Source organism: Brevibacterium samyangense (assembly GCF_039529845.1).
In the GTDB taxonomy this organism is placed as follows: Bacteria; Actinomycetota; Actinomycetes; order Actinomycetales; family Brevibacteriaceae; genus Brevibacterium; species Brevibacterium samyangense.
Genome location: NZ_BAAANO010000020.1, coordinates 132,657 through 146,610, shown reverse-complemented (window position 1 = coordinate 146,610; position 13,954 = coordinate 132,657). Strand labels below are relative to the sequence as shown.

Here is a 13,954-nt window from a genome sequence, read left to right as displayed (position 1 = left end):
CGGCAGCAGGACTGTCCCTGCACCGAACCTTGCCTTTGCCGCGCCTGTGAGCGTTCCTGGTTCGCCCCACCGTCCTGCGAAATCTTCGTGACACGCCGAACCGAGGGCGGACACGACGTGCTCGTCACCGCCGCACACGCGTACCCTGGAAGCACGCACAACGACGTGCGAACCGACCGACCGAGGACCGCCCATGACGAACCCGCAGATCCCGCAGCGTCCCCACGACACCGCACGTGCTCGCCGAGCCGCGATCACGGTCCTCGGTGTGTCCGCAGCGCTCGGAATCGCGGTCTGGGCAGGCCCCGTCGGACCGGCGCAGGCCGTGACGGGACTCGCCGTCGAGTCGTCGCATTCCCGGACCTTCCACTCTTCCTCGGTCCGAACGGATCCCACCGTGCATGTCCTCGCGCTCGGCAGTACCGATCCGTCCGGCACGTCCGGAGTGACATCGGACCCTTTCGACCCCGACCCGGTCCCGCAGTCCCCGGACGCCCCTGACGCCGAGGCGCCGCGCACCACCTCCCCCGCCTCACCTGCTCCGTCCGCACCGTCGGAGGACCCCGCCGGAACCCGCGACGCCTTTGTCGACGCGTCCTACTCGGACGGTGTCCTGCGCGTGACCGGGTCCGGGTTCGCACCCGGTGCGACGGTGTCCGTCACCGTCCGCGACGCCGCGGGCACGCGTGTCGCACGCGCCACCGCGCAGGCGAGCGAGGACGGGACATGGAACGCCTCGCCTGCGCTGTCGCGCGAGGCCGATGACGAGGCCGGTGCCGACGACGCGGACACGAGCCCTCTCACCGTCCGAGCGACCGCGGAGTCGGCCGACGGTACGGGGAGCGACACTGCCTCGACGACGGTGACCCTCGGCGGCACTGCGACCGGTGACGACGGTGGGACAGGTACGGACCGGGCCGACGCGGACGGCGAAGGGGTGGGCGCCGGTCCCTCGCGGATCGGTTCGACCGACGACGCCCCCGGTGACAACAGCGACTCGGCGAGCTCGGACACCGAGGGCCCTGGTGTCGGTACGCTCGCCGCGGCCTCGGGCGGCCCGGCGAACGATGACGGCTCGACGAACGATGCCGATGCCTCGGGCAACGACAACGCGGGCGCCGACGACAGCACGGGCGACACCCGTAACACGGACGGGGCCGATGCCGCCGGGGCCGCCGGAGGGGTGACGGACGCAGGCGGGGCAGGGGGCGCCTCGGGTGCGGACGGCGGAGGGAGTGCCGGCGGTCCGGTCGACAGCGCGGCCGGCGATGTCCCTGTCGATGACGGGCAGCGGGTGCCCGGGCCTTCGCTCCGGACGGGCGACGAGGCGATCGCCGGGGGTGTCACCTCGGTCCGCCTGCCGACGACGGGCGAGGACTTCGCCTCGATCGGCGCTGCGTTCGTGCTCCTCGCGGTCGGGGCCGTGACGGTCCTGCTCACCCGCCGCCGCTGACAGTCCAGCCGTCGCTGCCGGCCCCGTCGTCACTGATAGCCCGGGCTGCACTTCCGCGTCGGTGTCACCGGCTGGCGCTCTCGACGCACACCCACAGCAGCAACACTGCAACGCGATCTCCACCTGCAACTCTTTGTGCTGCATTCACGGGAGTCTGCGGCACAAAGAGTCGCACCGGGGGAAAACGTCGAGGCACGGCCGGACGGGCCAGCCGGCTCAGTTGCTCGTGGCGAGTGGCAGAGTGAGCGTGAATGTCGTGCCGTGGGAGCCGCGTTCCCCAGTTCCCGGGATCGTCGGGGACTCGACCGTGATCCGGCCGCCCATGTGTTCCATGAGTGCCCGCGCGATCGACAGGCCGAGGCCGGAACTACCGCCGGCTGTCTGCTCCTCGCTCGATCGTGAGCGCCCCTCCCCCGCCGTGACGAAGCGTTCGAAGACGGAGTCGCGGATCGATTCGGGGATGCCGGGGCCGTCGTCGGCGATCGTGAGAACTGCGAGGCCGGAGCCGGGTTCCGTCCCGCCGCTTGCCGCCGGCGCACTCGAATCCGCCGAAGCAACCGGCCCTGAGGAAGCACCCCGCCCTGCCGAGGCGCCGTCCCCCATCGACGTCTCCGATCCCGAAGACCCCGCCGGACCAGCGGACTCGGCGAGCTGCCCACGACCGGATCCGGCGACCGCCAGCCCACCGGATGCGTCCACCGGCGCACCGGCTCCTCCGGCAGCCCGCAGCGCCACATGCACATGCGTTCCCGCGAGCGTATGGACGCGGGCGTTCGTGAGGACGTTGCCGATCACCTGCCGCAGGCGCCCCTCGATCGCGAAGGCGGTGACGGGTTCCTCCGGCACGTCGAGGGTGAAACGGTGGTCGGGGCTCGTGACGTGGGCGTCCTCGACGAGTTCGACGGCGAGCGCCGAGACGTCGACGGGCCCGATCTCGCGCGGCTCCCGCCCTGCATCGAGGCGCGCGAGCAACAGCAGGTCGTCGACGAGCCCGCTCATCCGCACCGCCCCGGTCTCGATCCTCTCGAGCGAGGTCGCCACCTGTGCGGGCAGGCTCCCGCGCACCGATCGGGTGAGGTCGGCGTACCCGCGGATCGTCGTGAGCGGGGTGCGGAGTTCGTGGCTCGCATCCGCGACGAACCGACGCATCCGCTGTTCGGAGGCGTAACGGGCCTGCAGCGCAGTGTCCACATTGTCGAGCATGAGGTTCATCGCCGCCCCGACCTCGCCGACCTCCGAACCCGGCGTCGAGAGATCCGCGGGCAACCGGGTGTCGAGCACGGACTCGCCGGTGTCGAGGTCGAGTGCGGACACCTCGGTCGCGGTCCGGGCCACCTGCCGCAACGGCTTCAACTGCCGCGAGATGAGGGCACTCGCGACGAGCGCCGCCGCGAGCACACCGAGCGCGACGACCGCGACCGTCGTCCACCCCGTGCGGGCGAGCGCGCGGTCGATGTCGGTCTGCGGGATGCCGTAGACGATCGTGCGATCGGCCGCCGTTCCGCTCCCCGCGTTCGCCCCGCCGCCCCCACCGACGTCGGCACCGCCCCCACCAGCGGGAACGGTGACGGCGACGAGGCGGTACGCGCCGATCTCCGGCAGGTCCCGGGTGCTGGGGGCCGCGCCGAGCGGGGTGCCGAGGACCGCCTCGGTCGTGGTGGTGGGCAGGTCCTCCGGGACGCCCTGGGAGGCCCGGGCGATCATGCCGATCGCGGTGCGCCCGTCCGTGACGACCGCGATCGCGCCGTCGCCCTGGCCGGGCTGGAAGAGGAACCGCAGCCCCTCGTCCACCGCCGAGGCGCCACTCGCCTGCCCACCGGCGTCACCGGGTCCGGTGCTTCCGAATCCGTTCCCGCCGAGTCCGCCGGCCCCGACGCCCCCGTCGCCGGTCGTGCCCGCTTGTGGCACCCCGCTCGCGCGGCTCGCCATCGACAGGAGGTCCTGGTCGAGGCTGTGCATGAGGGCGGACCGGACCGCGACGACGGCACCGGTGCCGATCCCGGTGCCGATGACGACGAGGATGACGACCGTCATGACGATGAGGCGGGACCGGAGGGTGCGGAACGACCACCAGCGCGCGCCCGCCGGGCGGGCGGAACCGCGATGGTGCGCGGAGCCGGCCGCCTGCGCCGGGAGGTGGGGCGGTGTCGGTGAGCCGTGGGGCGTCTCGGGGGTGGGAGGGGTCGTCATCCGGCCACTGCCTCAGTCGTCCGCGCGGAGGACGTAGCCGGCGCCGCGTTTCGTGTGGAACAGCGGCGGCGAGTCCGGGAAGGGCGCGTCGATCTTCTTGCGCAGATAGGAAATGTAGAGCTCGACGATGTTGCCGTTGCCGCCGAAGTCGTAGTCCCACACGCGGTCGAGGATCTGTGCCTTCGAGAGGACGACCCGCGGATTGCGCATGAAGAGGAGGAGCACCTCGAACTCGCGGGCGGTGAGGTCGATCGGGATGCCGGCGCGACTCACGTCGTGGCTCTGCTCGTCGAGGACGAGGTCACCGACCCGCAGGACCGACCCCGAACCCGAGGCCGGAACCCCCGACCGGCGCAGGCGGGCGGCGACCCGGGCGACGACCTCGTCGAGGTTGAAGGGTTTCGTCACGTAGTCGTCCCCGCCGAGGCGCAGGCCGGTGAGCCGGTCGTCGACGGCGTCGCGGGCGGAGAGGAACACGACGGGGGTGTCGTTGTTCTCCGCGCGGAGCTTCTCGATCACCTCGAACCCGGTGATGTCCGGGAGCATGACGTCGAGGACGATCGCATCGAAGTGTTCGGTGCGGGCCAGCCGGACCGCGTCCCGCCCGGTGCCGGTGGACACGGCCTGCCACCCCTGGAGCGTGCACGCCATCGTGAGGAGTTCGGCGAGGTTCGCCTCGTCGTCGACCACGAGGACGCACATGGGTGAGCCGTCGGGGTGCGTGAGTGACTGGTCCATGGGTTCATTATCCAGGGCGAGTGCGGTCATGAGAGGTCCTCTGCAGACGCGGCCGTGCCGGTGAGGTCGTAGACGGTGGTGCCGTCGACGTCGATCGCGGTGAAGGTCGACTCGACCCACGCGGTGATCTCCGAGGCGGTCGAGGACTCCTGACCCATGCCGGCACCTCCCATGCCTCCACCGGGGCCGCCGCCGGACCCGATGAAGTAGTGGATCTGGCCGGAGGCGACGTACTGCTGGAACTCCGCGAGGGTCGGCGAGGGATCCGTCCCGTTGAAGCCACCGATCGCCATGACGGGTTCCTCCGTCGAGAGCTGGTAGCCGGCGGCGTTGTTCGCGCCGATCGCCGCGGCGACCCAGGTGAAGTCCTCGGCATCCGCGAGGAGGAGGTCCTGCATCTCCTCGCTCGCCTCCGAGGAGCCGAGCAGACCGCCCATGCCGCCGCCACCGCCGGGGCGGGAGGCAGTCGCGGAATCGGAGCCGTCCGTGGAGCCGTCGCCCGAGGCGCCACCGGGGACCGTGCCGTCGGGTGCCGCGGGCACACCATCGGTGCCGTCACCCAACGTCGTGCCGCCGGGACCGGCAGTGCCCCCGAGCATGCCGCCCGGGCCGCCGCCCGTGCCTCCGCCGGGCATGCCGCCGCCGGGACCGCCCTGGCTGCTGCCGGCGATCGTGACGATCGATCCCTGGGTCGACTGTGCGATCGTGCGTACGGTGAGCTGCGCCGGGATCGCGAGCGCCGTGAAACCGAGGAGCGCGAGAAGCACGCTCGCAGTGCCGATGCGGAGTCCTCGGGCACCGGATGCACCGGTTCCGGTATCGCCGACCGGCTTGTGGTCAGCGGTCTCCGTCTCAGTCTCCGGGGTGTTCGTCGCGTCCTCACGCGGACCGAACGCGGAGACGACGACCACGAGCGACGCAAGGACACCCGCGACGAGCACCGTGATCCGCAGCCACGTCGGCACACCACTCGTGTCACCGACGAGCACGTACTGCCACGCGCCGGTGAGGGCGGGCACGACCGCGAGGACGACACGCACCCACAGTTCCCGGCGGTGCCACAGGACGACGAACGGTACGACCACGAGGAACGCAAGCGCCGGGGTGAGAGCGACCGTGTAGTACTCGTGGACGATCCCCGACATGAACGACAGCGTCAGCCACGTGACGAGCAGCCACCCGCCCCAGAGCACGAGTGCAGCCGGCAGCGAGGTGCCCGGAACGACTGGGGTACCGGGAGCGGCGGAGGCGCCCGTGGCCGAGGTGCCGCGGGTGACCGAGGTGGCCGGGGTGCCGGCGGCAACGGGCACGCCGGAGATGCAGGGCGCCTCGGCGTTGGTGTGCGGGAGCCGAGCCGCTGCACCGGCGACGATCCCACGTGCGGTGCGGACGCGGCGCACCGCGTCGACGACGAGCACCGCGGTGACGAGGCCGAGGAGGGCGAGCGCGGTCGGCAGGAGCCAGCCGGCCTGGGTGCCGAAACTGCCGGTGAAGAGGCGGGTGATGCCGGTCTCGCCCCAGCCTCCGCCACCGTTGCCCCCGCCACCGCCGACGGATCCCGTCTCGTTGCCGGTGAGACGGCCGAGGCCGTTGTATCCGAAGGTGAGCTCGAGGAAGGAATCCGTCTGCGAACCACCGATGTACGGCCGTATCGAGGCCGGCACGAGTTCGACGAGTGCGATCCACCAGCCCGCGCTCACGAGGAGTGCGCCGACGGGGACGAGCGCGAGCAGGATCCGGCGCAGCCAGGACACCGGAGCCGTTGCAGTACCGCGCGAGAACAGGAGCCACGCGAGCAGGAGGCCGGGAGTGATGAGGAGGACCTGGAACTGCTTCGTGAGGAACCCGAGGCCGAGCGCGACGCCTGCGAGGACGAGCCACAGCACGGTGGTACGAACCGGACGAGTGGTGCGTGTCGAGGTGACGCGGCCCGGCGCCTCTGCGGTGTCCGCTTCGGAAGCACCGCCCCGCCGGTTGATCGCGGTGAGCGCGTGCTGGGTGGAGACGACCGCGAGCGCCATGAGGGCAACGAGCAGTGCATCGGGATTGTTGAACCGGAACATAAGGGCCGCGACCGGGCTGAGCGCGAACACGAGCCCGACGGCGAGCGCAGTTCCCTTCTCCACGGTCTCCGAGATACGCGGCGACAGGTCCCGCAGCGCGAGGCGCGTCGAGTGCACGAGGAGCAGCACGGTGACGCCGGCGAGGAGCACCTGCGGCAGAAGCATCGCGAACGAGGAGAAGCCGAACACCCGGGTACTGAGGGCCATGAGCCACAGAGACGCCGGCGGCTTGTCGACCGTGATCGCATTCGCTGCATCGAACGAACCGTAGAGGAACGCCTCCCAGTTCTCGGTACCGGCCTGGACGGCCGCGGCGTAGAAACTGTTCGCCCAGCCGTTCGCCGTGAGATTCACGAGGTAGGCGCCGATCGTCCCGAGGACGAGCAGGCACAGCAGGAGCGGGTGGACCCAGCGGCGGGAGTGCCCGGATCGGCCGTCCTGGGGAGGGCGGTGCCGGGGTGGGATCTGCCGGGTGGCGCGAGGCGCCTCGGCGGCCCCGGTCGGTGAGGCCGGTGGAACCGGCGATGAAGTGCGAACGCTCGTGGTGGGGGCGGTGGTGTCAGACATGGCGGTGCTTCCTGAGAGTCGAGTCGGCGAAGACCCATGTGCGGTGGAGGGCGAAGCGGAGGACCGTCGCGAGGACGTTGGCCGCAGTGACGGCGGAGAGGACCTCGAGCGGGGCCCAGGTGCCGGTGAGTCCGGCGGTGAGCGTGATCGCACTCGAGGTGAGAAGCCAGCAGAGCCCGAACACTGCGAGCCCCTTGAGGTGGTGGCGGACGATGCCCTCGGGATTGCGGATGCCGAACGAGTAGCGGCGGTTGAGCGCGGTGTTCACGAGAGTGCTGAGCAGCAACGCGAGAACATTGGCGATCTGCGTGGGCACGAGGGCCGTGAGAAGGAGGAACAGCAGCGAGTAGGCGAGCGTGCACAGGATGCCGACGTCGACGAAGTGGAGGATCTGAGTGCCGGTGTTGGGGCGGGCGGGGCTGCGGCCGACCCGGCGGGCGATCTCCGCGAGTGGGTAGTCCCCGCGGGCGAGGGTGCGACGCATGCGGAGCATGCCACGCAGGTCGTCGAGTGCGGTGGAGGTGACGTCGACGCTCGAATCGGGATCGTCGGTCCAGTCGGCCGCGAACTCGTGGACGCGCAGACCCGACCAGCGGGCGAGCGTGAGGAGTTCGGTGTCGAAGAACCACCCGGTGTCGGTGATGTGCGGGAGGAGCGCTTCGGCGGCCCGCCGGTTGACGACCTTGAAGCCGCACTGCGCGTCCGAGTAGTCGACGTCCATCGTCGCGCGCAGGAGGCGGTTGTAGCAGCGAGAGATGATCTCGCGCTTGACGCCGCGCTCCACCCGGGAGTCGGTGAGGAGGCGGCTCGCGATCGCGATATCGGCAACCGGGAGGGTGTCGGTGGGCAGGTTGCCGGTGGGGCGGTTGTCGGGTTCGGGTTCGTTCGGGGCGCTCGGCGAGGTGGGTGCGCCTCCGTGTGCCGGCGCAGCTGCGCTTTCGCCGGCGGGGCGCCTCGGGGCGACAGCGGAGACCATGGGGTCGAGGAGGTGGATGTCGGTCGCGAGGTCGACGTCGGTGTAGGCGAGGACATCGGCGTACGAGCGCGACCAGATGTGTCGGAGTGCGCGGCCGCGCCCCTTGTGCTCCAGGCGGACGTACCGGACCCGCGGATACTCGTGCGCGAGGCCCGAGCCGATGAGCGGTGTCGCATCCGTCGAGGCGTTGTCGGCGACGACGATCGTCACGTCGTGCGGTGAGCCGGCGGTGAACGCGAGGAGTTTCTCGACCGAGTCGCGCAGCTGCTGTTCCTCGTTGTACACGGGCACGAGGAGGTCGACGGTGGTGCGGGCGCGAACGGGGGTGGTGGGGGCGGGTGCGGTGAGCGCGCCGGGTGCCGGGTGGGTGTCCGTCGAGTCGGCCGGAGCCGAATCGGTGTATATCGGGCCGGTGTACGACGGTTCGGTGTATCCAGGGTGCGTGTACGACGGGTCCGAGTACGTCCGATCCGGGGCTGTCGGCGTGGCGGTGGGCGGCGTGTTCTCCTTCATGCCGTCCACGATCCGCTCAGCGGCTATGGAGCTTTCCGGGCATGGCTGTGCGGTCGCTGTGGGAAGCGAGTGGGCTGCGCCACGGCTGCGTCGGCGGTCCCGGGCGTTCGGACAGGAGTGTGCGGAAACCGCGTCGCCCGAGGCACACGAAATTCCTGGAACCGCACCTCCCGGGAGCTGTGGATCCAGGAACTCTGTGTGTCTGGCGTCGGGCCGGCTCCGGTCGCGGCTCGGGTCACCCGAGGTGCACGGCGGCGAGTGCGAGCGCGGCGATGAACGCCCAGGACACGAGGGCGACGAGAAGCGCGCGCCACCCCGTCCGCACGAGCTCGCCGAGGCGCACCGCGGCTCCCAACCCGAACAGCGCCACCGCGAGGAGTACGGTCCGGAGGAGGTCGGCTGCGGTGAGGAACGCCTCGGGCAGGGGGACGAGGGTGCGGAGGAGCACTGCGAGAAGGAACCCGGCGACGAACCACGGGAGGATCGGCGGGAGTGCGGGTCGGGCCGAGCTGGCCGGTGTCGCGGGACCGATCGCGATGGTGTCTCCGGAGGCGCCGTCGGTGGGCGCCGACGCCTCGGCCGCTCCGGGGGCGTGCTGCCGCTGCCGCTCCTGCCGCCGCACGAGCCACGCGCCGACCCCGACCATCGGCGCGAGCATGAGCACGCGGGTGAGCTTGACGACGACGGCGAGAGCGAGCGCCCCACTCCCTGCGATCTGCGCGGTCGCGACGACCTGGCCGACGTCGTGGACGCTCGCTCCCACCCAGTGACCGAACTGAAGATCGGTGAGCCCGAGCGGGTGCCACAGCACCGGGAGCACGACGATCGCAAGCGTGCCGCACAGGGTGACGAGGGCGATCGGGGTGGCGGCCTCCTTCTCGTCCGAGCGCGTCACCCGGCTCATCGCCCCGATCGCCGAGGCACCGCAGATCGAGAACCCCGCGGCCACGAGGAGCGGCTGCTGACCGGGCAGACGCATCGCACGCCCGAAGAGATACGTGAGCGCGAACGTGCACACGAGCACGGCGATCACCCCGAGTCCGGTCACCCACCCGAGCCCTGCGACGTCGACGAGGCTGAGCTCGAGGCCGAGCAACACGATCCCGAGGCGCATGCACGTCCGCGAGGCCACCTGCAGTCCCGCGGCGAGGACCGAGTGGGGTGCCGAGTCGGGGCGCGAGAACCCAGGCAGATTCGCGAAGAGGATCCCGAGCGCCACGGCCACCGTGAGGAGCGGCAGTGCAGGGAACACGACGTGCACAACCCATGCGAGGAGCGCCGCACCGGAGGCGAGTGCAAGACCGGGACCGGCGGAGCGCGCGGCAGCGACCGCGGGCGCCACGCGCGGACGACGAAGAACGAAGGAACTCACCTGCTCCACTCTGAGCACACGACCGCGTCCCCGGTAGAACCCGAAACCTTGTCGAGCCACAAGCAATGCTTGTAGCCTGTCTCCCATGCTCGGACCGCACGTCCCCTCCCTCGCCGACCTCGACATGCTCGTGGCGATCGGCGAACTCGGGAGCCTCGGCCGGGTGGCGCAGCGCCTCGGCGTCTCCCAGCAGGCGGTGTCGCTCCGTGTGCGGGCGATGGAACGCCAGGTGGGAGCACCTCTCGTCGAACGCAGCGCTCGCGGTTCCCGGCTCACGCAGACCGGGCGGATCGTCGCCGGATGGGCCGCCGAGGTGCTCGCTGCCGCTGCCCGCCTCGACGCCGGGATCGCGTCCCTCCGCTCGGAGACCGCCCGGCACCTCGACGTCGCCGCGAGCCTCACGATCGCCGAGTACCTCCTCCCCCGCTGGCTCATCGCCCTCCGCGAGTCCCAGGAGGCGCCCGGCCGGGTGACGACGGACGTCGGCCTCTCCGCGGTGAACAGCGAGGCGGTCCTCGCGCTCGTCCGGGCCGGCACCGTGCCGCTCGGGTTCATCGAGACCCCCGAGGTGCCCACCGACCTCCGCACCCTCGCCATCGGCCACGACACCCTCCGGGTCGCCGTCGCGCCGGCGCATCCCTGGGCGCGCCTCGGCCGGCCGGTCACCGCCGCCGAACTCGCGGCGACGCCGCTCATCACCCGCGAGGAGGGGTCCGGAACCCGCCGGGCCCTCGAGTTCTTCCTCGCCGAGGCGTCCCGCACCTCCGGCCGGCCCCTCACCCTGGCACCGCCGCGCCTCGAGCTCTCGAGCACGGCCTCGGTCCGCACCGCGATCGTCACGGGTGTGGCGCCCGGGGTGCTCAGTTCGCTCGCGCTCGCCGACGACCTCGCGCTGGGCCGGCTCGTCACGGTCGAGGTCACCGGGATCGACCTCACCCGGACGCTCCACGCGGTGTGGAGGACGGGCGACACTCCCCCGCCCGGCCCCGCCCGGGACCTCGTGGCGATCGCGGCGAAGGGGTAGGGGCGGGTTCCGCGCGTCACTCCTCCGGTGCTTCGCCAACGGATTCGAGGAAAGGGATTCAAGGAGGGAAACCGATTCGCTTTCCCTTCCACGGGACGGCAATCGAATCGATCGACCTGGGCGAATCCCTTGGCGATTCGGCTTCAGCAGCCGTCAGAGGCGCTCAGCCGGGCTGCAGTTCCGCGGCGAGGTAGGGGGCCGTGACGCTGGTGCTCCCGTCCGCGGCGCCACCCGTGCCGGCGCTCTGATTCCAGGCCGCGGATGCCGCGACCTCCTCCGGAGTCCCGGTCACCACGACCGTGCCTCCCTCGGCGCCCGCTCCGGGTCCGAGGTCGATGACGTGGTCGGCCGCTGCGACCACCCGCATGTCGTGCTCGGCGAGGAGCACCGTATTTCCCCCGTCCACGAGGTGCTGGAGGTGCGCCACGAGCCGATCCGTGTCCGCCGGATGGAGCCCTGACGACGGTTCGTCGAGCAGGTAGAGGGTGTCCCCCTTGCGCGGCCGGTGGAGTTCGGACGCGAGCTTGACCCGCTGCGCCTCGCCGCCGGAGAGTTCCGGTGCCGGCTGCCCCATTGCGACGTATCCGAGACCGACGTCGACGAGGGCCCGGAGGTGCCGCGCGGCCTCCTCGTCGGGCGCTTCGGTCGTGAAGAAGTCGAGCGCTGCGGTCACGGACATCGCGAGGACGTCCGCGATCGACCGGCCCTCGAGCGTGACCTCGAGGGTCTCCGGTGCGTACCGCGTGCCGTGGCAGTCGCTGCACGGCGCGTGGACGGTCGGGAGGAAGAGGAGTTCGACCTCCATCTCGCCCTCGCCCTTGCACGTCGGGCAGCGCCCGGCCGGCTTGTTGAAGCTGAACCGGCCCGCGCCGTAACGCCGCTTCCGCGCCTCCGGGGTCGCGGCGAAGAGCGTGCGGATCCGGTCGAACACGCCGGTGTACGTCGCGACGTTCGACCGAGGCGTCCGCCCGATCGGCTTCTGGTCGATCCGCACGACGCGCCGCACCCGTTCCCGCGGCGCCACCGCACTCCCGCGCGTCGGTGCGACGGCCGGGGCGAGCAACGAGGGAGCGCCGTCCTGCCCGGTGGTCTCGGGGTCGGCAGGTCCGTCCGCGTCGGCATTCCCGCCGGCCCCAGCCGAGGCGCCCTCCGCCGGCGCATCAGCCGTCGCGGTTCCGAGTCCCCGGCGCAGCAGCTCCGGGATCGCCTCGTTCACGAGTGTCGACTTCCCGGATCCGGACACACCGGTGACGGCAGTGAACGTCCCGAGCGGCACATCGAGGTCGATACCTCGCAGGTTGTGCCGGGCGACGCCGCGGAGTTCGAGGATGCCCTCGCCCGTGCGCCGGTCGGCGGCGGTGCGGTGGAGTGCAGGCGCCTGGGAGGTAGATGCCGCCGCTGCCCCGGTGGACGTGGTGCCGGATGGGAGGTGCGCCTCGGCGGTGTCCGGGAAGAGATACCGGCGGGTGGAGGACTCCGTGACCGCGGCGAGGCCCGCGGGTTCGCCCGAGTAGAGCACCGTGCCACCGTGGGTGCCGGCGGCCGGGCCGATGTCGACGATCCAGTCGGCCCGGCGCACGATGTCGAGGGCGTGTTCGACGACGAAGACGCTGTTGCCGGTGTCGCGGAGGGTGTGGAGGATCCGCAGGAGCGCCTCCATATCGGCCGGGTGGAGGCCGGCGGACGGCTCGTCGAGGACGAAGACGACACCGAAGAGCTGCGAGAGCACCTGGGTGGCGAGGCGCATGCGTTGGAGTTCGCCGGTCGAGAGGGTCGGTACCGTGCGATCGAGCGAAAGGTGGCCGAGGCCGAGGTCGACGAGCGGGCGCAGACGATCGAGCATCTCGTGGACGAGGCTGCGGGTGGCCTTCACCTTCTCGGGTGGGAGGACGGATCGGCCGGAGCCGGCCCGCCGCGAAGGCGCGCTACTGCCGGTCGGCGCCGGCGCCTCGGCGGTGGATCCCATTTCCTCGACGGAGGCGAGGTGCTCGGTGAGGAGGCCGACGAGGGCATCGAGCGGCAGGGCGGAGAACTCGGTGATGTCGAGGCCCGCGACGGTGACGGCGAGGGCGGCCGGTTTGAGGCGGCGGCCACCGCACGCAGGGCAGTCGACGCTCGTCATGAAACTCGCGGCGCGCTCGCGGTTCTTCGCGCTCTGCGAGTTCGCGAAGGTGTCGAGGACGTACTTCCTCGCGCCGACGAAGGTGGCCATGTACGAGGGCTTCTCCCCCGCTGCGAGCGCGCGGCGGGCCTCCTCCGGCGGGCGTTTCGCGTAGACGGGGACCTGCGGGGTCTCACCGGAGTGAAGGATCCAGTCGCGGTGCTCGGCAGGGAGGTCGCGCCACGGGACGTCGATGTCGTAACCGAGGCTCACGAGGCTGTCGCGCATCTGGGTGCGGTGCCAGGCCCCCGGCCACGAGGCGATCGCACCCTCGCGGATGGTGAGCGAGTCGTCGGGGACCATGCGCTCGTCGGGCACCTCGTACACGCGGCCGAGGCCGTGGCACGTAGGGCACGCGCCGTGGACGGTGTTCGTCGAGAAGTCCTCGGCGAGGAGGAGTTCGGCACCCTCGGGGTAGGTGCCGACGCGGGAGTAGAACATGCGGACGACGTTCGAGAGGGTCGTCGCACTGCCGACGGTCGAGCGTGCCGATCCCCCGGTGCGCTGCTGTTGGAGGGCGACGGCGGGCGGGAGGCCCTCGATCGAGTCGACCTCGGGCACGCCCACCTGGTCGATGAGGCGGCGGGCATAGGGCGCGACGGACTCGAAATAGCGGCGCTGGGACTCCGCGTAGAGGGTGCCGAAGGCCAGCGAGCTCTTGCCGGAGCCGGAGACGCCGGTGAACGCGACGAGCGCACCACGCGGGATGTCGACGTCGACGTCCCGGAGGTTGTTCTCCCGCGCGCCCCGGACGCGGACGGAGCCGTGGGCGGGACCTGTACCGAGGCTCCGGACGGCGCCGTGGGCGGGGCTGGGTCGGCCGGCTTCGTGCTGCACCGAAGGTCCTCCTGCGGGTCGTGGATGTCTCGAGGCGTGCACTCCCGACCATATCGGTCC

The 13,954-nt window shown here is 71.6% G+C and carries 8 protein-coding genes; 2 read left to right on the top strand and 6 right to left on the bottom strand.

All coding sequences use genetic code 11. From position 1 onward, the window contains the following. Positions 1-193: 193 nt before the first annotated feature. Positions 194-1,453 (top strand): hypothetical protein, encoded by a 1,260-nt coding sequence (locus ABD172_RS11285; RefSeq protein WP_344309693.1) that lies wholly within the window; start codon positions 194-196, stop codon positions 1,451-1,453. Between the two features lie 216 nt (positions 1,454-1,669). On the opposite strand, the gene ABD172_RS11280 is transcribed toward ABD172_RS11285, so the two are convergent. The 5 genes from ABD172_RS11280 to ABD172_RS11260 form a co-directional block, all read right to left on the bottom strand. Next, complete coding sequence (locus ABD172_RS11280; protein WP_344309692.1) at positions 1,670-3,643, bottom strand: sensor histidine kinase; 1,974 nt, start codon at positions 3,641-3,643, stop codon at positions 1,670-1,672. Between the two features lie 12 nt (positions 3,644-3,655). Further along, positions 3,656-4,411, bottom strand: coding sequence for a response regulator transcription factor (locus ABD172_RS11275; protein ID WP_344309689.1), 756 nt, complete (start codon positions 4,409-4,411; stop codon positions 3,656-3,658). Continuing rightward, positions 4,408-7,011, bottom strand: a complete 2,604-nt coding sequence (locus ABD172_RS11270) for an ArnT family glycosyltransferase (protein WP_344309687.1) — start codon at positions 7,009-7,011, stop codon at positions 4,408-4,410. Before ABD172_RS11270 ends, ABD172_RS11275 begins: the two co-directional genes overlap by 4 nt. Continuing rightward, positions 7,004-8,500, bottom strand: coding sequence for a glycosyltransferase (locus ABD172_RS11265; protein ID WP_344309685.1), 1,497 nt, complete (start codon positions 8,498-8,500; stop codon positions 7,004-7,006). Before ABD172_RS11265 ends, ABD172_RS11270 begins: the two co-directional genes overlap by 8 nt. A gap of 235 nt (positions 8,501-8,735) precedes the next feature. Further along, on the bottom strand, positions 8,736-9,872 hold the full coding sequence (locus ABD172_RS11260) for a YeiH family protein (RefSeq protein WP_425546680.1): 1,137 nt from the start codon (positions 9,870-9,872) through the stop codon (positions 8,736-8,738). Between the two features lie 85 nt (positions 9,873-9,957). Here ABD172_RS11260 and ABD172_RS11255 point away from each other — a divergent pair, with 85 nt between their 5' ends. Beyond that, a complete protein-coding gene (locus ABD172_RS11255; protein ID WP_344309683.1) occupies positions 9,958-10,896 on the top strand; it encodes a LysR family transcriptional regulator in 939 nt (312 codons plus the stop codon). A 163-nt stretch (positions 10,897-11,059) separates the two neighbouring features. Here the strand turns inward: ABD172_RS11255 and ABD172_RS11250 are convergent, their stop codons facing one another. After that, positions 11,060-13,894, bottom strand: a complete 2,835-nt coding sequence (locus tag ABD172_RS11250) for an excinuclease ABC subunit UvrA (RefSeq protein WP_425546679.1) — start codon at positions 13,892-13,894, stop codon at positions 11,060-11,062. Positions 13,895-13,954: the final 60 nt, after the last annotated feature.

Bases quoted from the DNA above. Each gene is read 5' to 3' on its own strand.
- ABD172_RS11285 (WP_344309693.1), top strand. From the start codon at position 194: ATGACGAACCCGCAGATCCCGCAGCGTCCCCACGACACCGCACGTGCT.
- ABD172_RS11255 (WP_344309683.1), top strand. From the start codon at position 9,958: ATGCTCGGACCGCACGTCCCCTCCCTCGCCGACCTCGACATGCTCGTG.
- ABD172_RS11280 (WP_344309692.1), bottom strand. From the start codon at position 3,643: ATGACGACCCCTCCCACCCCCGAGACGCCCCACGGCTCACCGACACCG.
- ABD172_RS11275 (WP_344309689.1), bottom strand. From the start codon at position 4,411: ATGACCGCACTCGCCCTGGATAATGAACCCATGGACCAGTCACTCACG.
- ABD172_RS11265 (WP_344309685.1), bottom strand. From the start codon at position 8,500: ATGAAGGAGAACACGCCGCCCACCGCCACGCCGACAGCCCCGGATCGG.
- ABD172_RS11270 (WP_344309687.1), bottom strand. From the start codon at position 7,011: ATGTCTGACACCACCGCCCCCACCACGAGCGTTCGCACTTCATCGCCG.